Annotated in this window: 20 protein-coding genes and 1 riboswitch; all 20 genes read right to left on the reverse strand. The window is 33.9% G+C overall.

Annotated features, from left to right (window positions below; translation table 11 throughout):
* Positions 1 to 23: 23 nt before the first annotated feature.
* Positions 24 to 773, reverse strand: coding sequence for a head GIN domain-containing protein (locus tag Q0975_RS00940; protein WP_299431768.1), 750 nt, complete (start codon positions 771 to 773; stop codon positions 24 to 26).
* On the reverse strand, positions 770 to 1,864 hold the full coding sequence (locus Q0975_RS00945; protein WP_299431771.1) for an acyloxyacyl hydrolase: 1,095 nt from the start codon (positions 1,862 to 1,864) through the stop codon (positions 770 to 772). The genes Q0975_RS00940 and Q0975_RS00945 overlap by 4 nt, the downstream gene beginning before the upstream one ends.
* A 45-nt stretch (positions 1,865 to 1,909) precedes the next feature.
* Entirely contained in the window at positions 1,910 to 2,863 is a 954-nt protein-coding gene (gene metF / locus Q0975_RS00950; RefSeq protein WP_299431774.1) for a methylenetetrahydrofolate reductase [NAD(P)H], read from the reverse strand.
* A gap of 32 nt (positions 2,864 to 2,895) precedes the next feature.
* Complete coding sequence (gene metH, locus Q0975_RS00955) at positions 2,896 to 5,640, reverse strand: methionine synthase (RefSeq protein WP_299431777.1); 2,745 nt, start codon at positions 5,638 to 5,640, stop codon at positions 2,896 to 2,898.
* Between the two features lie 3 nt (positions 5,641 to 5,643).
* Complete coding sequence (locus tag Q0975_RS00960) at positions 5,644 to 6,645, reverse strand: homocysteine S-methyltransferase family protein (RefSeq protein WP_299431780.1); 1,002 nt, start codon at positions 6,643 to 6,645, stop codon at positions 5,644 to 5,646.
* 135 nt (positions 6,646 to 6,780) lie between these two features.
* A riboswitch (SAM riboswitch) is annotated at positions 6,781 to 6,907 on the reverse strand.
* Positions 6,908 to 6,999: 92 nt separating this feature from the next.
* Entirely contained in the window at positions 7,000 to 7,320 is a 321-nt protein-coding gene (locus Q0975_RS00965; RefSeq protein ID WP_299434207.1) for a 2Fe-2S iron-sulfur cluster-binding protein, read from the reverse strand.
* 86 nt (positions 7,321 to 7,406) lie between these two features.
* On the reverse strand, positions 7,407 to 8,462 hold the full coding sequence (locus tag Q0975_RS00970; RefSeq protein WP_299431783.1) for an NAD(P)/FAD-dependent oxidoreductase: 1,056 nt from the start codon (positions 8,460 to 8,462) through the stop codon (positions 7,407 to 7,409).
* Positions 8,449 to 9,051: a bifunctional precorrin-2 dehydrogenase/sirohydrochlorin ferrochelatase gene (locus Q0975_RS00975; protein WP_299431786.1), complete on the reverse strand. Its 603-nt coding sequence runs from the start codon at positions 9,049 to 9,051 to the stop codon at positions 8,449 to 8,451. The genes Q0975_RS00970 and Q0975_RS00975 overlap by 14 nt, the downstream gene beginning before the upstream one ends.
* Before the next feature lie 21 nt (positions 9,052 to 9,072).
* On the reverse strand, positions 9,073 to 9,840 hold the full coding sequence (gene cobA / locus Q0975_RS00980; protein ID WP_299431789.1) for a uroporphyrinogen-III C-methyltransferase: 768 nt from the start codon (positions 9,838 to 9,840) through the stop codon (positions 9,073 to 9,075).
* A 52-nt stretch (positions 9,841 to 9,892) separates the two neighbouring features.
* Positions 9,893 to 11,983, reverse strand: coding sequence for a HEPN domain-containing protein (locus tag Q0975_RS00985; RefSeq protein WP_299431792.1), 2,091 nt, complete (start codon positions 11,981 to 11,983; stop codon positions 9,893 to 9,895).
* Positions 11,984 to 12,091: 108 nt separating this feature from the next.
* Entirely contained in the window at positions 12,092 to 13,339 is a 1,248-nt protein-coding gene (locus tag Q0975_RS00990) for a GTP-binding protein (protein ID WP_299431795.1), read from the reverse strand.
* 101 nt (positions 13,340 to 13,440) lie between these two features.
* Entirely contained in the window at positions 13,441 to 14,379 is a 939-nt protein-coding gene (cysD, locus tag Q0975_RS00995) for a sulfate adenylyltransferase subunit CysD (protein WP_299431798.1), read from the reverse strand.
* A gap of 19 nt (positions 14,380 to 14,398) precedes the next feature.
* Entirely contained in the window at positions 14,399 to 15,025 is a 627-nt protein-coding gene (locus tag Q0975_RS01000) for a phosphoadenosine phosphosulfate reductase family protein (RefSeq protein WP_299431800.1), read from the reverse strand.
* 28 nt (positions 15,026 to 15,053) lie between these two features.
* A complete protein-coding gene (locus tag Q0975_RS01005; RefSeq protein WP_299431802.1) occupies positions 15,054 to 15,320 on the reverse strand; it encodes a DUF2061 domain-containing protein in 267 nt (88 codons plus the stop codon).
* 528 nt (positions 15,321 to 15,848) lie between these two features.
* On the reverse strand, positions 15,849 to 16,262 hold the full coding sequence (locus tag Q0975_RS01010) for a hypothetical protein (protein ID WP_299431804.1): 414 nt from the start codon (positions 16,260 to 16,262) through the stop codon (positions 15,849 to 15,851).
* A gap of 142 nt (positions 16,263 to 16,404) precedes the next feature.
* Positions 16,405 to 17,583: an aminotransferase class I/II-fold pyridoxal phosphate-dependent enzyme gene (locus Q0975_RS01015; RefSeq protein WP_299431806.1), complete on the reverse strand. Its 1,179-nt coding sequence runs from the start codon at positions 17,581 to 17,583 to the stop codon at positions 16,405 to 16,407.
* A complete protein-coding gene (locus Q0975_RS01020; RefSeq protein ID WP_299431808.1) occupies positions 17,580 to 18,005 on the reverse strand; it encodes an OsmC family protein in 426 nt (141 codons plus the stop codon). The genes Q0975_RS01015 and Q0975_RS01020 overlap by 4 nt, the downstream gene beginning before the upstream one ends.
* A 193-nt stretch (positions 18,006 to 18,198) precedes the next feature.
* Positions 18,199 to 20,610, reverse strand: coding sequence for a bifunctional aspartate kinase/homoserine dehydrogenase I (gene thrA / locus Q0975_RS01025; RefSeq protein ID WP_299431810.1), 2,412 nt, complete (start codon positions 20,608 to 20,610; stop codon positions 18,199 to 18,201).
* Between the two features lie 11 nt (positions 20,611 to 20,621).
* On the reverse strand, positions 20,622 to 21,584 hold the full coding sequence (locus tag Q0975_RS01030; RefSeq protein ID WP_299431812.1) for an alpha/beta fold hydrolase: 963 nt from the start codon (positions 21,582 to 21,584) through the stop codon (positions 20,622 to 20,624).
* 87 nt (positions 21,585 to 21,671) lie between these two features.
* On the reverse strand, positions 21,672 to 22,961 hold the full coding sequence (locus Q0975_RS01035; RefSeq protein ID WP_299431814.1) for an O-acetylhomoserine aminocarboxypropyltransferase/cysteine synthase family protein: 1,290 nt from the start codon (positions 22,959 to 22,961) through the stop codon (positions 21,672 to 21,674).
* Between the last annotated feature and the right edge of the window lie 25 nt (positions 22,962 to 22,986).

Below are 22,986 nucleotides of genomic sequence, written 5' to 3' on the forward strand. Positions count from 1 at the left end.
GAAATTTAATACAAAACCTCTTTTTATTGAAATATCAATCGACCTGTAAAAAACTCTTCTACTTCGATAACAGAAGGTCTATTTATTGAAATAACATCTCCAGTACTTCTTATTTCTCCAACAATCGATTGTTGTGGGTTAACAATTATTTTATTCGTACCTCTATGAAAAATTCCTATATTTTCTGCAATTAGATTCGCACCTTCGAATCTTCCTGTTCCAGAGGCGAAAGTAACTTTTAAAACATTTGTCTCTCCAGAAATAAAAAATGTTGCAATATTATTACCTGTAACGGTTAAGTTTTCATTATTTATCTCCAAATTGAAAGTTCCTGTGGTAGTGCCTTCAGTATCTTCTACAAAATCTTCTGACAATAAGGTTAAAGAAGGATACTTTAAAACTCCATCTGAAGATATATCAAATTGCGTGGCGCTTCTGATTTCAGTAATATTAGGAGCTGTAACAAAAACTCTAGTTTGATTAAAATCTCTAACAAAATTACAGTCATTTGTATTCCTTAAAACTAAACGATCTCCTTCTACAATAGCAGATACTTCGTCTATCAAATTATCACCTGTTTCTATAACAACTGAAGTAATTTCTCCTTCTTTCAGAATTAGCTCTACATTAGGGTTTACTATAATTCTAGTAAAATCTGAGACACTAATTTCTTCTCTTACTATATCTCCGGTTCTTTGGAAACAATCTATAGAATTTTCCGTATCACAAGCGATTACTCCAATCACTAATATTATAAAGACTAATTTTTTCATAATCTGTATCCAATTGAAAATTCTACAGCTTCTGCCTTAGCCGCGTGCGACCTTACTGTAATTGATCCAAATATCTTTTTACTAAAGTAATATCGCGCTCCAAAACGATTATATACTTGTCCCTCAAAATCATATGGATAATATAAATAGTATCCCAATTGAGTAAGTATTGATATTTTATTAATTCTTAATTCATGTCCTAAAAAGACTCCTACTCTTTTTGAATCTTCCTCACCTGTAGTTCCATCTTTAAAGTCACCAGTAGATCTAAAATCAATAAATCGTTCTAGCGCTTCAGAAAAAAACAATTCCGCACCCAACTGAACGGAACTCTTTTTGTTTAGGCGTTTATCTGCAAACGCACCTATAGTAAGGAAAGGATATTGACCTGACCCAACAACATCACTTTCATTTATTCCTCCTCGAAAAATAAATCCATAACCAATAGGTTCAGAACCTCTAACCGTTCCCTTTTCTTTTTCAATATATTCTGGATATTCTGTATCCAATGCATAATTTAGGCCTACATTAAAAACGAACGTATTGGTACTCTTATTTGGTGCTTTAAAATTAGCATTGGAATAATGAATTACTCCAATCCCGGTCTGTAAACCTAATCCTCCTATTATATTTTCTCTTTTTAGGTTCAACATAGCAAAGGTAGAACTCATAAAATGAGATCCATAAGCTACATTTCTAAAATTATCATCTTCATCATATGGATTTGTGCCGTACGCCAAACCCTGCCCAATTCGAAGCATCAAAATACGTTTAAAGAAATAAAAATTATAATGTGCGTAGAGCCCATAATTTTTACCCAAAAACTCGTTATCCATATCTTGATAGATAAATGATACGCCATAATCCGGAGAATTATATAATTTTTGCCATTCCTTACTTCCAAAAGTTTTTCTATTCACAGAAAGAAGCACACCCGATGGGTGTCCTGTAATGAGATGCGATATATCAGGGTTATGTTTTAGGATTGTTCCATAGAAGTTATTCACATCAAAACTGTAATACTTCTTATCCTCTTGAGATTGCCCTATATAACCGAGAAATACTAGTAATAAGCAAACCTGTTTTATCATTCCGGCAAATGTAGTAATACCTTTTCAAATAAATGAATGTTTATCTTAGAATACCTCTGCAGCTATCTTCTTAATATTATCAGATTTACCCATTGAATAATAATGCAATACTGGCACTCCATATTCCATCAATTCTTTTGATTGTTGTATTGCAAATTCAACACCTACTTCTCGAATTTCTTTGTTTGTTTTGCAACTTTCTACAGCTCTTACTAACTCATCTGGCATATCCAACTTAAATACTTGAGGTAAGAGTTGCAAATGCCTTTTTACAGCTACCGGTTTAATTCCTGGAATAATTGGCACATCAATACCGGCTTCTCTTGCTTTCTCCACAAAGGCAAAATATCTTTTATTATCAAAAAACATTTGTGTTACTACATAATCTGCTCCAGCATCCACTTTATCCTTTAACCTTCTAATATCAGAATCCATGGATGGAGCCTCCATATGTTTTTCAGGATATCCAGCAACTCCAATACAAAAATCAGATTGATTATCACCCTCTATTACTTCATGAAGAAATCGTCCGTTATTCATATTTACGATTTGTTCCACCAATTCATTTGCATAACAATGTCCTCCTTTTGTTGGGTTGAAATACTTTTCTTCTTTCATGGCGTCTCCTCGTAATGCCATTACATTATCTATACCTAAATAATGACAATCTACAAGGAGGTATTCGGTTTCTTCCTTTGTAAATCCACCACAAAGAACATGCGGTATAGTATCCACATTATACTTATGAGTTATTGAGGCACAGATTCCAACCGTTCCTGGACGCATACGAGTTAGCTTTTTATCCAATAAGCCTTCTCTATCAATATAAATGAATTCCTCTCTTGAGGTTGTCACATCTATAAAAGGAGGATTAAATTCCATCAATGGATCAATATTATCATAGAGTTCCTGTATGCTCCTCCCTTTTTGTGGTGGTATTAATTCAAAAGAAAATAATGTTTTTCCTTTTGCTTTTTTTATATGGTCTGTTACCTTCATTTAGTTTATAGTTCTTAGTTGGTTTTTTTTAGTTAGTCAATAAGATTAGGGTTTAACCATTTCTTAGCATATTCAAAATCAATATTTTTCCGTTTTGCAAAATCTTTAACTTGATCTTCTTTTATTTTCCCTAGTCCAAAATATCTTGCTTCAGGATTTGCAAAATAATACCCTGAAACAGAAGCTGCAGGCCACATTGCTAAGCCTTCGGTAAGTTCAACTCCTATTCTCTCATTGACCTGCAATAATTCCCAAATGGTAAGTTTTTCCAGATGATCTGGGCAAGCTGGATATCCTGGTGCTGGTCTGATTCCTTTATATGATTCTTTAATTAACTCGTTATTCGTTAATTCTTCTTCACTTGCATATCCCCAATCTTCTTTACGCACTTTTTTATGCAAATACTCAGCAAAAGCTTCTGCTAAACGATCCGCCAATGCTTTGATCATAATAGAATTATAATCATCAAGATCTGCTTCAAAGGCTTCTGCTAACTCTTTAGTTCCAAACCCTGTGGTTACACAAAAACACCCCATATAATCCTGTATTTCTGATTCTTTAGGTGCGATAAAATCTGCTAATGCAAAATTAGGCTTGCCTGCATGTTTCTTTAACTGTTGTCTAAGTGTTCTAAATTTTAAATTTTCGAAATCTACACTTGGATTCAGCCGATCCTGAGCTTCATCAAAGAGCTCAGTGCGACTATACTCTACTTCAATATCATCATCATTCACGGTATTCGCTTTGAACAAACCGTAAATTGCTTTTGCTCCCAATAATCTTTCATCAAATACTCTTTGCAATAACTCCTTTGCATCTTTAAATAAAGAAGTTGCTTGTTCTCCAACTACCTCATCCGTTAAAATAGCAGGGTATTTTCCGTGTAAATCCCAAGATCTAAAGAATGGTGTCCAATCTATGAAAGGTTCTAATTTTTGTAAATCAAGATCTTCAATAACCTGCACACCTAATTTATTTGGTTTTGTAATCTCCGAAGAAGACCAATCAATCGAATATTTATTTTTACGAGCCTCTTCTATCGTTAAATATTCTTTTTGTTTAGTTCTTTTAAGAAAGCCTTCTCTAAATTTTTCATAATCTTCTTTAAGATCTCCTACATATTTCTGGCTGCTTCTTTTATTTAGCAAATCTCCAACCACGGTAACCGCTCTGGATGCATCATTTACGTGTACCACTGCATTCTGGTATTGCGGATCAATCTTAACAGCAGTATGCGCTTTGGATGTTGTCGCTCCACCAATCAGTAAAGGAACTTTAAAATTTCTACGTTCCATTTCTTTAGCTAAAAAAACCATTTCATCCAATGAAGGAGTAATCAAACCACTTAATCCAATGATATCCACCTGTTCGTCAATAGCCGTCTGAATAATCTTTTCTGGAGGAACCATTACTCCCATATCCACAATATCATAATTATTACATCCTAACACTACGGAAACAATATTTTTACCTATATCATGAACATCTCCTTTTACTGTAGCCATTAAAACTTTTCCTGCGGATCCATTTCCTTGAGCTAATTCAGGGTTTTTCCTCTTCTCTTCTTCAATATATGGTAATAAGTGTGCTACTGCTTTTTTCATTACTCTGGCCGATTTTACCACCTGAGGCAAAAACATTTTACCAGATCCGAACAAATCTCCCACGACATTCATACCTGTCATTAGGTTTCCTTCAATCACTTCTATAGGTTTATCAGCTGCTTGTCTTGCTTCTTCTACATCCTCTACAATATATTGGTCTATACCTTTTACTAATGCTCTGGTAATTCGATCCTGTAGTGGTTCTTCTCTCCAAGAAAGGTCTATTATTCGCTCTTTACTTGTTCCTTTTACAGATTCTGCTAAATCTAATAATCGTTCTGTAGCGTCCTCTCTACGATCCAGAATAACATCTTCTACATGATCTAATAATTCTTTAGGAATATCATCATATATCTCTAGCATAGCAGGATTTACAATTCCCATATTCATACCAGCTTTGATCGCATGATATAAGAACACCGAATGCATAGCCTCTCTAACTCTATCATTTCCTCTAAAGGAGAAAGAAACATTACTAACACCTCCACTCACACTACAGTGCGGAAGATTTTCACGGACCCACCTTGTCGCTTCGATAAAATCGATCGCATTCCTTCGATGTTCATCCATTCCTGTCGCTACAGGGAATATATTCAAATCAAATATGATATCTTCTGGAGGAAAATTAACCTTATTGACCAACACATCATATGATCTTTTAGAAATTTCTAAACGACGTTCATAATTATCAGCCTGTCCTACTTCATCAAAGGCCATTACTATTACAGCAGCTCCATATCGTTTTATTTTTTTAGCATGTGCTATAAATTCTGCTTCGCCTTCTTTAAGACTAATTGAATTCACCACACATTTACCTTGCACAACTTGAAGACCCGCTTCTATAATATCCCATTTAGAACTATCGATCATTATAGGAACTCTGGCAATATCTGGTTCTGCCATGATCAGATTCAGAAAACGTACCATCGCTTCTTTACCATCTATCAGGCCATCATCCATATTAATATCAATTACCTGCGCTCCTCCTTCTACCTGATGTCTAGCTATATCAAGTGCTTCATCAAATTTTTCTTCTTTTACTAAACGCAAAAACTTACGCGATCCGGCCACATTGGTTCGCTCTCCGACATTGATAAAATTTGTTTCAGCAGAAACAATCATCGGTTCTAACCCTGAGAGTTTTAAATACTTTCTTTGTTCTTTAGCACTCATATCTTATACTTCAATACCAACAACTCTTGGCTTATAATTTTTTGCTAATTCTGATATTGCTTTTATATGCTCTGGTGTTGTACCGCAACAACCTCCTATGATATTGACCAAGCTTTTATCCATATATTCTTTTATCTGCTCAGCCATTTGTTCAGGGGTTTCGTCATATTCACCAAAGGCATTAGGCAAACCTGCATTAGGATGTGCTGAGACTCCAAAATTTGCTTTTTTAGCTAATACTTCTAAATGTGGTGTTAGTTGACTCGCTCCAAGTGCACAGTTAAAACCTACGGATAGCATGGGAATATGAGAAATAGAAATCAAAAAAGCTTCTGCGGTTTGTCCAGATAAAGTACGTCCACTGGCATCCGTAATCGTTCCGCTTATCATAATAGGCACTTCTATATTTCGTTCATCTTTCACTTCTTCTATGGCAAAAAGTGCTGCTTTTGCATTCAGTGTATCAAAAATCGTTTCTACCAATAAAATATCTGAACCTCCGTCTAAAAGTGCTTCTGTCTGTTGTTTGTAAGCTATCCTTAATTCATCAAAAGTAACGGCTCTATATCCAGGATCGTTTACATCTGGTGACATACTAGCTGTCCTGTTAGTTGGACCAATTGATCCCGCTACAAAACGAGGTTTATGAGGTTCTTTTGCCGTAAACTCATCAGCAACTTCTTTTGCAATTTTTGCAGATTGATAATTCAATTCATACACTAATTCTTCCATTTCGTAATCCGCCATCGCAATTGTAGTTCCAGAAAATGTATTGGTTTCTACAATATCCGCTCCAGCTTCATAATATAATCGATGTACCTCTTTAATTGCTTCTGGCTGCGTAATACTCAACAGATCATTATTCCCTTGAACAGGAACAGGCCATTCTTTAAATCTTTCTCCCCTGAAATCTTCTTCTGTAAATTTATGTCGTTGCAACATTGTCCCCATTGCTCCATCTAGCACAAGAATTCTTTCTTCAAGTATTTTTTTTATGTCTTTCATTTAAAAAACCAATATTATTGTGAATCCTAGCATACGCCAGAATAACAAAACACGTTATTAACTCCTTATTGTAATAAAGATAAATATTATGAATCAAGAATGATAAATGGAAAATAGCCTGATGGCTAAGAATCATTGTTATCTATTTCACTTAAAGCGAATAGAATGTAGCACCTTCTTTAAGATCCTGATAGGCATCAGGACACGTAAAGGGTTGCTAAGGTTTCATAGGGTCTAATCCCTCCACCTTTCTTGATAACATATTAAATAAATTTATGAACTAAACAGTTTTACTGTTTTTCTTACTACAAATTAAAGGCATAGCCTTCTGTTTTGCAAGTTTATTCTACTTTTTTAAGATTCAGGAGCTAATTCTATTTCCAGACCATCTAGTTCTGGAGTTATAGGAATCTGACACCCTAATCTACTATTGTCTTCTACATAAAAAGCTTCTGCTAGCATCAGATCTTCATCTTGCCCCATTTCAGGAAGCTCATGATCCGATAAAACATAACACTGACAAGATGCACACATTGCCATACCACCGCAAGTTCCTTCTACCGGAAGCTCATATGCCTTGCATACTTCCATCAGGTTCATAGCCATATCTGTAGGAGCTTGTACTTCGTGAATTTCTCCTTCTCGGTCTTTTATCTTTATGGTAACATCTGACATATTTCTTGTCTTAATTGTATAAAAATCCTCGCAAATATACCAAATCATTCAGTATATATTGCGAGGACTATGTTATTCTATGTATTTTAAACTATAGCTTTTACAACTTCTTTTTTAGCTTCTTTTTTAGAACCATCAAATCCTTCAACTCCTCCAACAGTAGTATACTTCATTACATACTTCTTATCTGGGAAGATTCTTTGATACGCACTCTGACACATAACAGCTGCCTCATGAAACCCTGAAAGAATCAGTTTCAGTTTCCCTTTATAGGTGTTAACATCGCCTATTGCATAAATACCAGGTATGTTTGTTTGATAATCATAAGAATTGTCAACTTTGATTGCATTTTTCTCTATCTCCAATCCCCAATTCCCAATGGGTCCTAACTTTGGCGATAATCCAAATAAAGGAATGAAATAATCTGTATCCACTACAATATCACCTTCTGTTTTATGCTTGATTCCCACGCCTGTTACATGATCATCTCCTTTAAGCTCTTTTACTTCAGCTTCAGTAATCAGATTTACCTTTCCTAATTTAGTCAATTCTGCAACTCTTTCTACAGAATCTAAAGCTCCACGAAATTCATTTCTTCTATGTACTAAGGTTACTTCACTGGCAACCTCTGCTAAGAAAATGGTCCAATCTAAAGCAGAATCTCCTCCTCCGGCAATTACCACTCTTTTATCTCTATAAACTTCTGGATCACGAATAATATACGCAACTCCTTTATCTTCAAAATCTATAATATTAGGAATAGGCGGTTTACGAGGTTCAAAAGAACCTAATCCACCAGCTATGGCCACTACAGGAGCATTATGCTTAGTTCCTTTATTGGTTATAACCAAAAAAGTATCATCTTCTAACTTCTCAATAGTTTCAGCTCTTTCTCCTAAGGTAAATCCAGGTTCAAAAGGTTTTATCTGCTCCATTAAGTTATTTACCAAATCTCCTGCTAAAATCTCAGGAAATCCAGGGATATCATATATTGGTTTTTTAGGGTATATCTCAGAGCATTGACCTCCTGGTTGAGGTAATGCATCAATAAGATGTGTTTTTAATTTTAATAATCCTGCTTCAAAAACAGTAAATAAACCTGTTGGTCCTGCTCCGATGATTAGAATATCAGTCTTGATCATGTTCAACTTCTTTTTTTCCTATTAATCCTTTGGTAAATTCATTGAGTGTTTCCACTTTTTCTTCGAAATCACCTTTTATTGTTTTTCTATATTCGTTTAAATTCTTAACTAAATCATCAATGTTTTCCGGAATTACTTCTTCGAAAAATTGACGTAGTCGTTTGGCTGTTGTAGGTGACTTTCCGTTAGTCGAAATAGCCACTTTTACATTGCCCTTTGTTACAATACCACCCATATAAAAATCACAATATGGCGGATTGTCTGCTACATTTACCAATTTACTTCTTTTTCTGCAGTCTTTATACACTTGTACATTAACTTCAGGAACATCTGTAGTAGCGATCACAATATGTTTTTCTTTAAGAAAACGTCTGTGATATTTCTTTTTTATCATCTCTATTCCAAACTTATTAGCTAACGCAACTGTATCATCTCGATACATTGGAGATACCATTGTTACCTTAGCATCTGGACTAGATTTTAATAAGAACGTAAGTTTTTCTTCAGCTACATTTCCTCCACCGACAATTAGAATTTCGAGGTTTTTAACTTTCAGAAAAACTGGATACAAATTATTTCTTTCTTCCATCTTTATAGCTATCCTGAACTATCAAGATACGATTTCTTCTTTTACTTCTTTAAAAATCGAAGCTAATTTCGCTCTTTGCTCTACTACTTCTCCGATCACAATAATGGCTGGTGACGACAATTTTTTTTCCAAAACAACCTGTTCTATAGTCTGTACTGAACCAAACCCAAACTTCTCATTTTCAGTAGTTCCATTCTGTATTATAGCTACCGGAACGTCCTGTTTATTTTCGGCTGCAAAGATACTAACTATTTCGTTTAACTTACTCATCCCCATTAAAATTACCACAGTTGCATTAGATTTTGCTGCCAGGCGAACATCCTGTGATAATTTATGGGATTTCGTTGTTCCTGTAATCACCCAGAAACTCTCTGATAAACCTCTTTTGGTTAACGGAATTCCTTGATAAGCAGGAACTGCTAGTGATGAAGATATTCCTGGAACCATATTCGTTTCTACTCCAAATTCCTGAACATAATCAATCTCTTCTGCTCCGCGACCAAAAATAAATGGATCTCCTCCTTTTAATCGTACTACATGCCCATGACTTTTAGCTCTGCTAACAATCAACTCATTAATCTGTTCTTGTTGATATGCATAACATCCTTTTCTTTTACCTACAAAGATTTTTTCTGCATTTGGTGCATATTCTAATAAGGACTCATTGATAAGTGCATCATACAATACCACATCTGCCGACTCCAACGTTTTGATCGCTTTTAGGGTAATCAAATCAGGGTCTCCTGGTCCAGCTCCCACCACCGTTAGTTTTGCTATTTTATTACTCATTTTTAATAACTTACAACCTTAATAATAAAGATTTTATGACTTTATAAAGATATTATACATTTTCTACTTCAAGCGCTCTAAACGCTTGCACTTTTTGTAAAAATTGGCTTGCTTTTTTGATATAATCCACCGCAAAATCCCTACTTGGTGCGTTTTTCTGAAGCTGGTATATCAAATCTGCAAATGTTCCATCAAGGCTTATCTTTCCGCTAGCAACAAATTCTTCATCAAATTGACTTATGATTCCTGCGTGAGTATTGGTCTTTTTATTTTCTGCTAGTAACAATGCCTTAGCAGAATTCACTAATGAGCTATAAGCATGATACACCGCATCAGAATATATCCCATTCTCAAAAGATTCTTTTGCATTTTCTATCTTTTCTTCACTTTCTAAAAACAACGTAGCAATCAAATCTATCACAACACCCGCACATTCTCCAACTCCGATAGCCTTTACATATTCCTCTTCAGTTCCCCAATCAATAAAATCTTCTTGGGTCAGATTTTCAACATTAGACAAATCGGTAAGGAAATTATAGAAATATTTTTCTCCCTTATCTGCATAATAGTCTACAAAAGTCTTACCATTCGCATTTTCTTCAAAATCATTTAGGATTCTCCGTAATGCTTCCGGTCCTCTTCTACTTGGTATTTTCACTACTTTATCTGCAAAACGACCTTTTCCATCACCCAGATTTCCTCCTCCTAATAAAACTTGTAAAGCCGGAGCAACCAATTTATTTTTTGTTCTTACTGACATCCCTTGAAAACCAATGTTTGCCATATTATGTTGTCCACAAGCATTCATACATCCACTGATCTTGATTACCAGATCTTCTTTTTCTAAATATTGTGGATACTCGGTTTTGATTACTCTTTCTAACTCCTCAGCAATACCAGTACTACTTGATATCCCTAGGTTACATGTATCTGTTCCTGGACAGGCTGTAATATCAATTGCTTTATTATAACCTGCTTCTACAAATCCTAATTTCTCCAACTCTTGATAGAAAAAAGGAAGTAAATCTTCTTTTACAAACGGAATTAAGATATTCTGGCGTAACGACAACCTAATCTCTCCTGCAGCATATTTTTCTACCAAATCTGCCAACAATCTAGCTTTATCCGTATAAAAATCACCTAATAATACTTTGATTCCTATAGCTACATACCCATCTTGTTTTTGCTGAACTACGTTTGTAGACTTCCATAAGTCAAAAGCTTTTTCATCTTTAATTTCTGCTTTTGGTGCTTGAACAGAAACTGGAACTGATACTACATACGCTTCAGGATCTATTGCAACTGTTTTTTGAGCAATTGCTTTTTGTTCTGCTTCTACTAATTCTTTGAAAGCTTCTAAACCAATATCTTTTACCAAGAATTTCATTCTTGCTTTGGCTCTACTCTTACGTTCTCCGTGACGATCAAATATCCTCAACACTCCTTCCATTAAAGGAATAATTTTATCAGAAGGAAGAAAACTATATAGTTCGTCCGCTAATCTAGGCTGAGAACCTAATCCTCCAGCAAGCATCACCTTAAATCCTCTTACTCCATTTTCTATTTTAGCAATAAAACCAAGATCATGCATATACGACAATCCTGTATCCTCTTCGGTTCCAGAAAAAGAAACTTTAAACTTACGCCCCATTTCTTGACATATTGGGTTTCTTAAAAAGAAACGAAACAACGCATCTGCATATGGCGAAACATCAAAAGGTTCTTTAGGATCAATTCCCGCAGTTTCTGAAGCAGTAACATTTCGTACTGTATTCCCACACGCCTCCCTTAATGTTACATCATCTCTTTCTAGCTCTGCCCAAAGCTCTGGAGTTCTGTTAAGGTCTACATAGTGAATCTGAATATCTTGTCTGGTGGTAATATGCAATCGACCTCTCGAATATTCATCAGAAACTTCGCAAATTCTCCTTAGTTGATTACTTAATACTTTACCGTATGGTAATTTAATACGAATCATCTGCACTCCTTCTTGTCGCTGCCCATAAACTCCTCGTGCTAAACGAAGGCTACGAAACTTCTCTTCATCAACTTTCCCTTTATGGAATTGCTCAATTTTACTAGCTAATTCTATAATGTCTTTTTGGACAATCGGATTTTCTATTTCTGTTCTAAAACTTTGCATTTTTTTTCGTATTTCAACCTTTAAAAAAGGATATAGTTATGACTTTTGTGTAAAGGTTTTTAATTCTAAAAATTCTTGTTTTTTTCTTCTCAGTTAAAAGGTTTCTATTTATTCAATAAAGCCTACTCCTGAAGTATTATTGGTTTGAGAATCTATTAATATAAATGACCCTGATGCTTTATTCTTACTATAAGAATCAATAGCCAGCGGTTTACTTAGTTGTATCTGAACCTTACCAATCTCGTTAAGGCTCAATGAACTCTTCACGGTATCCTCTCCTGAAAAATCCGTAGTAATTGTACCATTAACGCTTTTAACTTTGGCCAAAACTCTACTGCTTCCACTCTGAATAAAATAATTAGTTCCGGGATTAAGATCTTTACCATCCATCCAACATATGGTAGCTGTTAATTGCTTTTCCACTCGAGGTTTTTCTGTTGACTTAACAATCATATCTCCTCTACTTACATTTACATCATCTTCTAATGTGATTGTACAAGAACTTCCTCTTCCTGCGGTATCAAACTTCTTGTCAAAAAAGAAAATTTCTTTCACTTTAGATGTTGTTAATGATGGTAAAACTGTTACCTCATCACCTACAGAAAGGTTTCCTCCATATAACTTACCAGCATACCCTCTAAAATCATGGAACTCATCTTTTTTAGGACGAATCACTGTCTGTACCGGAAAACGAGCTTCTGATTTTTCGTAAACATCCTGTGCATCTAGTTCCTCTAGGTGTTCTAATAAGGTCTGACCCTTATACCATGGTGTCTTTTCGGATTTACCAACTACATTATCTCCTTGTAAAGCACTTACTGGAATAAAAGTGATATTTTGTTCTTTATAATCACTTTTCTCAATCAACCTTTCGAAATCAGCTTTAATAGCTTCATATTTCTCTTGAGAAAAATCAACTAAATCCATTTTGTTTACAGCTACTATAACATCTTTGACTCTCAACAAATTATTAATAAAAAAGTGTCTGTAGGTTTGTTCGATTACTCCTTTTCTTGCATCTACCAAAATAATAGAAGCTTGTGATGTAGAAGCACCAGTAACCATATTCCGAGTATATTCTATATGACCAGGCGTATCTGCAATAATGTAACTTTTTGTTTTTGTAGAAAAATAGATATGTGCTACATCAATAGTGATACCTTGTTCTCTTTCTGCTACTAAACCATCAGTGGCTAATGAAAAATCTAAATAATCAAAACCGTTAGCTTTACTTCTAGTCTCAATCGCTTCTAATTTATCTGTGGTTAATGATTTTGTATCATATAAAATACGACCAATCAAAGTACTCTTACCATCATCTACACTTCCTGCTGTTGCTATTTTTAATACGTCCATTCCCTATTTATATTAATCCTTAGAGTGGATTTAGTTTTATTTTTAATTCAAATATCTGCTAGATTTTGGATTCCAGCCTTCGCTGGAATGACAAAAAAACACTAAAAGTATCCTTGCTGTTTACGTTTTTCCATAGCAGCTTCAGATCTTTTATCATCGATACGAGCTCCTCTTTCTGAAATTGTGGATTCTCTAATCTCTGCAACTACTTTATCTATAGTAATCGCAGCAGAAAGCACGGCTGCAGTACAAGACATATCTCCTACAGTTCGGAATCTCACCAATCTTTCTTCAACCAATTCATCATCTTCTCTATGTACTACATCATCTTCTGCTGACCAGATCATCCCATCTCTAATAAATGTTTTACGCTTATGCGCAAAATATATAGAAGGGATTTCGATTTCTTCTTTTTGAATATAGCTCCATACATCTAACTCTGTCCAATTACTAATTGGAAACACTCTTACATTTTGCCCTAAGTCAATTTTACCATTCAGGTGATCAAATAATTCTGGTCGTTGATTTTTTTCATCCCATTGACCAAAATCATCTCTTACCGAAAATATACGCTCTTTGGCTCTTGCTTTTTCTTCATCTCTACGAGCTCCTCCAATGGCTGCATCAAATTTAAATTCTTCGAGTGCATCCAAAAGCGTAGTAGTCTGCAAACTATTACGACTTGCATATTTTCCTTTTTCTTCAATAACTTTCCCTTGATCAATAGAATCCTGAACATTACGAACAATTAACTCAACTCCTAATTCTTTAACCAAACGATCTCTAAACTCAATAGTTTCTGGGAAATTATGACCTGTATCTATATGCAATAATGGAAAAGGGATTTTACCGGGATAGAATGCCTTCTGAGCTAATCTCACTAATGTTATAGAATCTTTACCACCAGAAAAAAGTAATACTGGTTTCTCAAATTGAGCAACAACCTCTCTAAATATATAAATCGCTTCACTTTCTAAAGGATTTACTTTTAGCACTTTTGCATCCACAACCTGTTCTTTTATTTGTTCAATTACTTCCATTCTTTAGTTTCTTTCTTGATTAACTAGTATGCAATCCACATTCTCTATTTCCTAATACTTTTGTTGGATCAAAATACTTGAATTCATTTGGTAAATTATGTTGCTCTAAATACACATCTAATTCTGCGTCAGTATAGTAATAAAAAGGACTTACCTTCAACACTCCATCACTTCCCAAACTTAAAATATCTAATGAATCCCTTAAGGCAGTTTGTCCTTTTCTTAAATTTGTAAACCACACATCTGGTTTAAAATCTGACATTGCTCTTTTAAATGGTTCTAATTTTACTTGCTTTGTAAATTCTTTATGTTTTGGATCCTCTATATCAGGAATCCCCATTACCACATCTCTATGAGCAGAAGTTTGCTTAGGCACATATAGTTGCACGTTAAGTCCTAATAAATCAATAACCTCTTCTGCATGTTTATAGGTATTAGGTGTATTGTATCCAGAGTCGCACCATATTACTGGAATATCAGAAAGTGACTTAGAACAAACACTAAGAATTGCAGCTTCATAGGGCCTAAAGTTTGTTGTCACAACGGGAGTCTGCGCATTCAAAACTGCCCATTGTACAATTTCTAAAGGAGTCTTATCCTTCAATGTATTGTTTAAATCTTCTATTTCCTTTTCTGTAAATTTCATTATAGGTATTCTTTTTCTAAAACCGCAATTATCTTCCCCATTTGATTCGATTCCAAATTCTTTCATGGAAGAAATACAGAATCATTTTTGTTATAAAATCAATTGATGCTATCGAAGTAGCCAAAGCTATCTCACCTGTTAATACGTAAGAAACTATTAATGTATCCAACGTACCAATCACCCTCCAACTTACTGCCTTTACAACACTTCGCAAAGGTTTTTCTGAAGTTCTATCAGTTTCATACGATGTTTTCTTCGTAGCTACCTTATCTAATATCATTTGATCTACAATCATTTTTTATCTTAAAACCTATTACCCTATCGGAATAGTAGATTATTAAACAAATGTATACATAAAAATCTATTCATCAACCTTAAATATTTTAAAAAATCGTTAGAAACGAAAGAATTATGATATTATTAATAAAAAGCCTAGTGATTTAGTAGATTATTAAATAATTAAACGAATTGTAATACCTTTTTCAAAAACCAACCAAAAAAAACATTACAATTTGAGATAACCTATTAAACGCTTCTGTGTTTATAAGAAGAAGATTTTCAAAAAATAATCAACCTATTGTATAGTCATCCAAAAGCAAGAGACAATAGATAAAGCAATAAGTAAAAGTTAAAAAAAATGAACTTTTACTTATTGTTAGCTATTAATTATTTTACAGCTAAGAAAACAATCTCAAATAATGCTACTCTTGATAATCAAACATTTTATATCATTTTATGATACTTCAAGATCATAAGTTTTAACATTTATTACAAACACTTAATTATTAAAACTTCTAATACAAATAGTTTTTGACAATTAAATCTAATTACATAAAAAAGCAGATCGTTTAACCTCTTCTAACCCCGTAGGAATAGGAAAAAAACCTATTTGTAAAAGTGTATTAATAGTCATATCTACTTTAGTTGCATTAAACGAACTAATATCTAGTTCTGGTGTATTATAATCATATACTCCCGAAATTAATTTAAAATCAGATGGTTTTAAAGTTTTCGAATAAATAGTTCTGCCATCGGTAGTTTTAATATTTAACATCAATCTATACGGCTCTTCCATCTTACTTCCAAGATAAATCGAAGCGTTAACTCTTGTTGAGCACTGTCCAGTATTTAACGGATTATAGTCTCTAATCACCGCATCTAATATTTGTGGGTTTTCCTGAGAATAAATAATACTTGAAATGGTCATTGCAATAAATAATAATAACAATTTTTTCATAATTGTAAATTTAATTTTTGTTTAAATTAATTTCCGATACCCATCTAGAAAATCTAAGATTGATCGGTTTACTACTATGTGTCACGGGGAAATAATATGTTACTTCCAAAAACTATTTTTATCAATTATTTAACATCTCATTTTATATTTCCTCTAGTGCCTGCTCTATATCTCTAATAATATCATCCACATGTTCTAATCCTACAGAGCATCTTACCATTCCGTCAGTAATTCCAACCGCTAACTTATCTTCAACCGCTAGTTTGCTATGTGTTGTAGAAGCGGGATGTGTGACAATAGTTCTAGTATCACCGAGATTCGCAGAAAGTGAACACATTTCGATATTATCAAAAAATGTTTTCCCTCCTTCTACTCCATTTCGCACTTCAAAAGCTACAATATTACCTCCTAATTTCATTTGTTTCTTTGCCACATCATATTGTGGATGTGATTTTAAGAATGGATATTTCACCCAATTTACCTTAGGATGAGATTCCAAAAACTTCGCTAATTTTAATGCATTCTCACAATGGCGATCTACTCTCACTGCTAACGTTTCCAAACTTTTTGACAAAACCCACGCATTAAATGGTGATAAAGCAGGCCCTGTATTACGTGAGAACAAATAAATTTCTCTAATCAATTCCCTTTTTCCAACTGTTACTCCTCCTAATACGCGTCCTTGACCATCTATTAATTTAGTAGCTGAATGGATCACAAGATCGGCTCCAAATTTTATTGGATTTTGTAAATATGGAGTTGCAAAACAGTTATCAATAATCAACAGAAGGTTATATTTTTTGGCAATCTTACCTAACAACTCTAAATCTAACACATCTACTCCTGGATTCGTAGGAGACTCTGCATAAATAATTTTAGTATTAGGTTGTATTAAACCTTCTACTTTATCAATCTCATTGACCGGAAAGTAACTAGTTTCAATGTTCCACTTTGGAAAATATTTAGTAAACAAAGAATGTGTAGAACCGAATACAGATCTCGCAGAAACGATATGATCTCCCGAATTCAGCAATGCTGCAAATGTTGAAAACACAGCTGCCATACCTGTTGCAAAAGCATAACCATCCTCTGCTCCTTCTAATTTGCAGATTTTATCTACAAACTCCGTAGTATTAGGATTACTAAAACGACTATATAAGTTTCTATCTTTTTCCTCGGCAAAAGCAGCTCTCATTTCTTCAGAATCTTCAAAAACAAATCCTGATGTCAGATACATTGGTGTAGAATGCTCTAAAAACTGAGTTTTCTCTGTCTGAGTTCTTACCGCTTGTGTTTCAAAATTTTGGCTTTTTAAGCTCATACTTCTTCATTATTAACTACTACTTTATATTTCACAGTAGCTGTTGGTTCTAATGTTTTAGATACAGAGCAATATTTTTCAAATGATAATTGCGCTGCTCTTTTTGCTTTTTCTGGAGCTATTTCTCCTTCCAGATATACAGTAACTAAAATTTCTTTAAAAGGTTTTGCTCCATCAATTTCTTCTCTTGATCCGTCTACTTCAGCACGATAATCTGTAATTTCTTGTCGTTGTTTTTTTAAAATAGAAATCACATCAATCGCACTACAACCGGCTACGCCCATTAATATATATTCCATTGGACTTGGCGCCAAATCATGTCCGCCAACTTCAGGTTTGCTATCGATATATGTAACATGACCTCTTTCATTTTTCAGTTCGAAATGATAATCGTTGTCTATTCTTTTTAGTTGTATTTTCATTGTGTTTATTTTATCTATTTTATTTGGACGTTACCCTTCGACTTCGCTCAGGGTCGGGCTTTCTGCTATGTCTTTTCTGTTTACTTTTCGACTCCGCTCAAAGCACCAGAAAAGGATGCCTCATCAAATGTTTTACATTCACGATTTCTTAAAACAATAAAAAACAATGAGTAATCCCTAACGCAATTAATTTTTATCCTTTTTCGGTCAACCTTAATATATCTCCAAAAACTCCTCTGGCAGTAACTGCTGCTCCCGCACCTGCTCCTTGAATTACTATAGGTTGATCTCCGTATGATTCTGTATAAATTTCAAATATAGAGTCGGAACCTTTTACTTGTCCTAACGCACTACTTTCTGGAACGGATACTAATTTAACATCCAAAATTCCTTTTTCTGCAAATAAATCTCCGTGTAAATCTCCAATATATCTTAGCACATGATTAGACTTCTGATCATCTTTTATTTTTTTATACACCGAATCTAAATCTTTCAATCTTTCTAAAAAACCTTTCGCTTCTCCTTCCCTAAGATTTTCTGGAATTAGATTATGAATATTAATATCTATAAATTCATTCTGAAGATCTAGTTCGCGAGCTAAAATTAACAATTTTCTACCTACATCATTTCCACATAAATCTTCACGTGGATCAGGCTCCGTAAACCCATTATCAATAGCTTCTTGTAAGATTTCGCTAAATTGCCTTTCTTCTTCAGAAAAAGTATTAAACAAATAACTTAAAGATCCTGAAAAAACTCCTTTTATTCTAGTAATATTCTCGCCAGACAAATGCAAAAGCTTAATTGTGTCTATAAGTGGTAACCCAGCACCTACATTAGTTTCATACAAATATTGTTTTTGATATTCCTCTAACTTTATTCTTAGTTCTTTGTAAAAATCGAAACTTAATGTATTTGCCACTTTATTAGAAGAAACCAAATCGAACCCATTCTCTACCAAAGTAATATAATTATTAGTAAATGCTTCACTTGCTGTATTATCAATCGCTATCAAATTTTCCAAATGATTTTCATCAGCAAACTCGATGACATCCTTTATTTCATAAGAAGTCCCTTCTTTTATATCTAATTGCCAAGTCTTTTTGATTCCTTTTTTATTTAAAAGTATTTTTTTAGAGTTTGCTACTGCAAAAATATTCAACTCAATTTTTTTTCTTTTTTCAATTTCCTTTGCAGATTTCAAAATCTGATCTACCAAAGTTCCTCCTACTAATCCATGTCCAAATACAGCGATATTGATCTTTTTTGTTACACCAAAAATTTCTCCATGAATCACATTTAGTGCTTTATGAAGTTGATTTTTATACACAACTAAACTTACATTTTTTCCCGTAACCGTATTATTAAAAAGCAATGGAATCACCCTATTCTTTATCAACGCATTATAAGGTCTATGAAATGTACTTAAATCCTGTCCGATAATAGAAATTACAGAAACATCATTTTCTACAGTAATCATATTCACATCTCTTTTATAAAAATCTGTTTCAAATTCTTGTTCCAGAACTTTTTTAGCCTGTACCGCCTTGTCCGCTTCTACAACCAGTCCAATCCCTCGTTCAGAAGAGCCTTGTGAAATAATGCTAACGCTTATATTTTTATAGGCTAATGCCTTAAAAATCCTTGCATCTACACCTACTTTTCCTAAGAGACCTCTTCCTTCTAAATTAACTAATGAAACATTCTCTAACACTGAAAGAGATTTAATTCCTTTCTCGTTTGCTTCAGAAGTAATTAATGTCCCATCGTTTTCATGATCAAAAGTGTTTAAAATACGTAATGGAATATTTTTTTCTATTAAAGGAATAATAGTCTTAGCATGAAGAATATTTGCTCCAAAATAAGCCAATTCATTCGCTTCAGTGAAGGACAGTTTTTCTATCTTTTTTGCATCACTTACCAAATCTGGATTCGCTGTGTAAATACCACTTACATGAGTGAAATTTTGTAATTCTTCTGCATCCAGATAGTTTGCTAATAATGCAGCGGTATAATTACTTCCATTCCTACCTAATGTGGTAGTATCATTATTAGCATTAGAAGCGATAAATCCAGTCACTATGTTTACCGTTGTTCCATTATATTTTTTAAAGTGATCAACTACATTTTCTTTAGACAACTTATCTAATGGCTGTGCTTCACCAAACTTACCATCAGTTTTGATTAACTCTCTACTGTCTGTAAAATTAGCATTAACTCCTTTTTGTTGTAGGATATGAGTCAGGAGTTTAGCAGAAATCACCTCTCCTTGAGATAACACCTGATCTTTTATCCGTTTACTATAATCTCCTAGTAAAGAAACCCCTTCAAAAAGCTTATCCAGTATTTCAAACTCATCATCAACATTAAAATCTTCATAATTAACTACCTGATACTGTTTAAAAGCTTCCAATTGTTCTTGATAACTTTCATTCTTAACAGCTTTATCTAAAATAGCTTCTAATTCATCTGTTGACTTCCCTCTAGCAGAAAGAACGACTGTAATCGCTTCGCCTCTATTAACCTTATCTTGGATTATATCAATCACTTTATGAATTCCTTTTCCATTTGCTAGTGATTTTCCTCCAAATTTTAAAATCTTCATCTTATATTATTTTAAAACACATCTGCCAACAACTCACTGAGCTGGTCAAATTCTATTAAAAATGCATCATGTCCGTGAACGGATTTTATAATCCGATGTGTCACATTTTGTTTTACTTCTTTCAACTCTTGAAACGTAATTTCATCCTCTGCAGCAGTAAAGAAGCCATCAGAATTCACGCTGATAATATGAATATTGGATTCAATTGTAGCTGCAACTTCTTTAAAATTTCCTTTCCCTTGAGTGATATCTATATTTGCCAGGATATAATTCAATTCTTTATACGCGGAAAGTCTAAATCGTTCATCCAATTTTTCTCCGTGATGAAACAACCAACTTTCTACATTATACATACGCTTTTCATCATTGTAACTTCTATCAAATTTTTGTCTAAATGATTCTGGAGATCTGTAAATAAGCATCGCATGTAATCTGGCATCATGAACAGGATTATCAGAATTCAACAAAATCTGTTCTTGTACTAAACAATTTGCTTTTAACCAATCTGTAGATTTCCAATCTGTGGCTATAGGAATTAAATGAGTAATCAAACTTGGTTTTATAGCAGCAATTTCCCAAGCAATTCCACCACCAACAGATCCTCCAATAACAGCATAAAGGTTTTTAATATGTAGCTGTTCCAATCCTTTTGCAAAAATGGTTGCAATATCTCGGGCATTAAAAAGCTTATAATCAGAAATTAAATTTTCTTTTTCACCATCATAACCATTGCCAGGAATGTTAAATGATAATACAGTATACTTATCTGTATCAATACATTTTCTCGATCCTATCAACCCATTCCACCAACCTGTTGAACCACACACCTCAGAGTTCCCTGTTAATGCATGGTTAACTAAAACTATTGGAGCCTTATGTAAGGGTTTTCCAAACGTTTCATAAAACAAGGGAATTTGATCAATCTTTTTCCCTTTGGAAGTAGTGAAATCAGATATTTGAACTTGTTGGAGCATATTTTACGTTAACTTCAAAAGAGTAAACCATCCCCTTTTAACAACTTGTGATAAAAGGGTCCGAAACTCAATGCTTATGAATTTTATTTATTTTACTTTTTCGGTTACTTTGGCAAAAGCGCTTTTTAGATCTGTTTTTAAATCCTCTATATCTTCTAACCCAACTGAAAGTCTAATCAAATCCTGAGTCACTCCAGTAGATTCTTGTTGCTCAGCATTTAATTGTTGATGTGTAGTACTAGCTGGATGAATAATCAAAGACTTAGAATCTCCAATATTTGCTAGTAATGAAAAGATTTTGGTTTCATTTGCTACTGTTTTTGCAGAATCAAAACCTCCTTTTATTCCGAAAGTAATGATACCACTTTGTCCTTTAGGTAGATATTCTTTTGCAAGTTGATGATACGCATCACTTTCTAGCCCAGGATATTTTACCCAAGTAACATCATTTTGTTCCTGTAACCATTTGGCCAACTCTAATGCATTTTCGCTATGTTTTTTAATTCTAATTTCTAAGGTTTCTAACCCTTGTAAAATCTGGAATGCATTAAAAGGACTTAAGGCTGCACCGTGATCTCGTAATCCTTCTATTCTGGCTTTAGCAATAAATGCTGCAGCACCTAAAGCATCATGATACACTAACCCATGATAACCCGCTGAAGGTTCTGTAAATTCAGGAAACTTACCACTTGACCAGTCAAAAGTTCCTGCATCAATAACAACACCTCCTAGAGAAGTCCCATTTCCACTAATATATTTCGTTAATGAATGAATTACAATATTAGCTCCATGTGCTATTGGATTTAACAAAGCTGGTGTAGCTACTGTATTATCTACAATGAGAGGAACTTTATAAGCTTTTGCTTCTTTAGAAATAGCTTTAAGATCTAATACATCTAATTTTGGGTTCCCCAGTGATTCTACAAAAAAGACTCTTGTATTTTCTTGTACGGCATTTTTAAAATTATCGGAATCCGATGGATCCACAAACGTAGTTGTAATCCCAAATCTTGGTAAAGTAACATTCAATAAATTATATGTTCCACCATATAAGCTACTAGAAGCAACTATGTGATCACCAGATTTCAGCAATGTTAATAATGTGGTATTTATTGCAGCTGTACCTGATGCGGTTACTACTGAGCCAATACCACCTTCTAAAGCAGCTAAACGTTTTTCTAAAATATCATTCGTTGGATTGTTTAATCTAGTATAGATAAATCCAGGTTCTGATAAATTAAACAGATTAGCAGCGTGGTCAGCATCGTTAAAAACATAAGACGTGGTTTGATAGATAGGAACAGCTCTTGTTCCTCCGTTAGTTTTCACATCATGTCCTGCGTGTAAAGCTTCCGTTGCAAATTTTTGTGCACTCATAATTTTCTATTTTTAAATTTTAAAT

It is taken from the genome of uncultured Aquimarina sp. (assembly GCF_947500065.1).
Lineage (GTDB): Bacteria > Bacteroidota > Bacteroidia > Flavobacteriales > Flavobacteriaceae > Aquimarina.

Excerpts from the sequence above, each read along its gene's own strand:
- Q0975_RS01020 (WP_299431808.1), bottom strand. The coding sequence starts at position 18,005 with ATGAAAATACAACTAAAAAGAATAGACAACGATTATCATTTCGAACTG.
- Q0975_RS01005 (WP_299431802.1), bottom strand. The coding sequence starts at position 15,320 with ATGATTGTAGATCAAATGATATTAGATAAGGTAGCTACGAAGAAAACA.
- Q0975_RS00940 (WP_299431768.1), bottom strand. The coding sequence starts at position 773 with ATGAAAAAATTAGTCTTTATAATATTAGTGATTGGAGTAATCGCTTGT.
- metH (WP_299431777.1), bottom strand. The coding sequence starts at position 5,640 with ATGAGTGCTAAAGAACAAAGAAAGTATTTAAAACTCTCAGGGTTAGAA.
- Q0975_RS00970 (WP_299431783.1), bottom strand. The coding sequence starts at position 8,462 with ATGATCAAGACTGATATTCTAATCATCGGAGCAGGACCAACAGGTTTA.
- Q0975_RS01030 (WP_299431812.1), bottom strand. The coding sequence starts at position 21,584 with ATGCTCCAACAAGTTCAAATATCTGATTTCACTACTTCCAAAGGGAAA.
- cobA (WP_299431789.1), bottom strand. The coding sequence starts at position 9,840 with ATGAGTAATAAAATAGCAAAACTAACGGTGGTGGGAGCTGGACCAGGA.
- Q0975_RS00965 (WP_299434207.1), bottom strand. The coding sequence starts at position 7,320 with ATGTCAGATGTTACCATAAAGATAAAAGACCGAGAAGGAGAAATTCAC.
- Q0975_RS00990 (WP_299431795.1), bottom strand. The coding sequence starts at position 13,339 with ATGGACGTATTAAAAATAGCAACAGCAGGAAGTGTAGATGATGGTAAG.
- Q0975_RS01010 (WP_299431804.1), bottom strand. The coding sequence starts at position 16,262 with ATGAAAAAATTGTTATTATTATTTATTGCAATGACCATTTCAAGTATT.
- Q0975_RS00960 (WP_299431780.1), bottom strand. The coding sequence starts at position 6,645 with ATGAAAGACATAAAAAAAATACTTGAAGAAAGAATTCTTGTGCTAGAT.
- thrA (WP_299431810.1), bottom strand. The coding sequence starts at position 20,610 with ATGAAGATTTTAAAATTTGGAGGAAAATCACTAGCAAATGGAAAAGGA.
- Q0975_RS01015 (WP_299431806.1), bottom strand. The coding sequence starts at position 17,583 with ATGAGCTTAAAAAGCCAAAATTTTGAAACACAAGCGGTAAGAACTCAG.
- Q0975_RS00985 (WP_299431792.1), bottom strand. The coding sequence starts at position 11,983 with ATGCAAAGTTTTAGAACAGAAATAGAAAATCCGATTGTCCAAAAAGAC.
- metF (WP_299431774.1), bottom strand. The coding sequence starts at position 2,863 with ATGAAGGTAACAGACCATATAAAAAAAGCAAAAGGAAAAACATTATTT.
- Q0975_RS00975 (WP_299431786.1), bottom strand. The coding sequence starts at position 9,051 with ATGGAAGAAAGAAATAATTTGTATCCAGTTTTTCTGAAAGTTAAAAAC.
- cysD (WP_299431798.1), bottom strand. The coding sequence starts at position 14,379 with ATGGAAGTAATTGAACAAATAAAAGAACAGGTTGTGGATGCAAAAGTG.
- Q0975_RS01035 (WP_299431814.1), bottom strand. The coding sequence starts at position 22,961 with ATGAGTGCACAAAAATTTGCAACGGAAGCTTTACACGCAGGACATGAT.
- Q0975_RS01000 (WP_299431800.1), bottom strand. The coding sequence starts at position 15,025 with ATGAAATTTACAGAAAAGGAAATAGAAGATTTAAACAATACATTGAAG.
- Q0975_RS00945 (WP_299431771.1), bottom strand. The coding sequence starts at position 1,864 with ATGATAAAACAGGTTTGCTTATTACTAGTATTTCTCGGTTATATAGGG.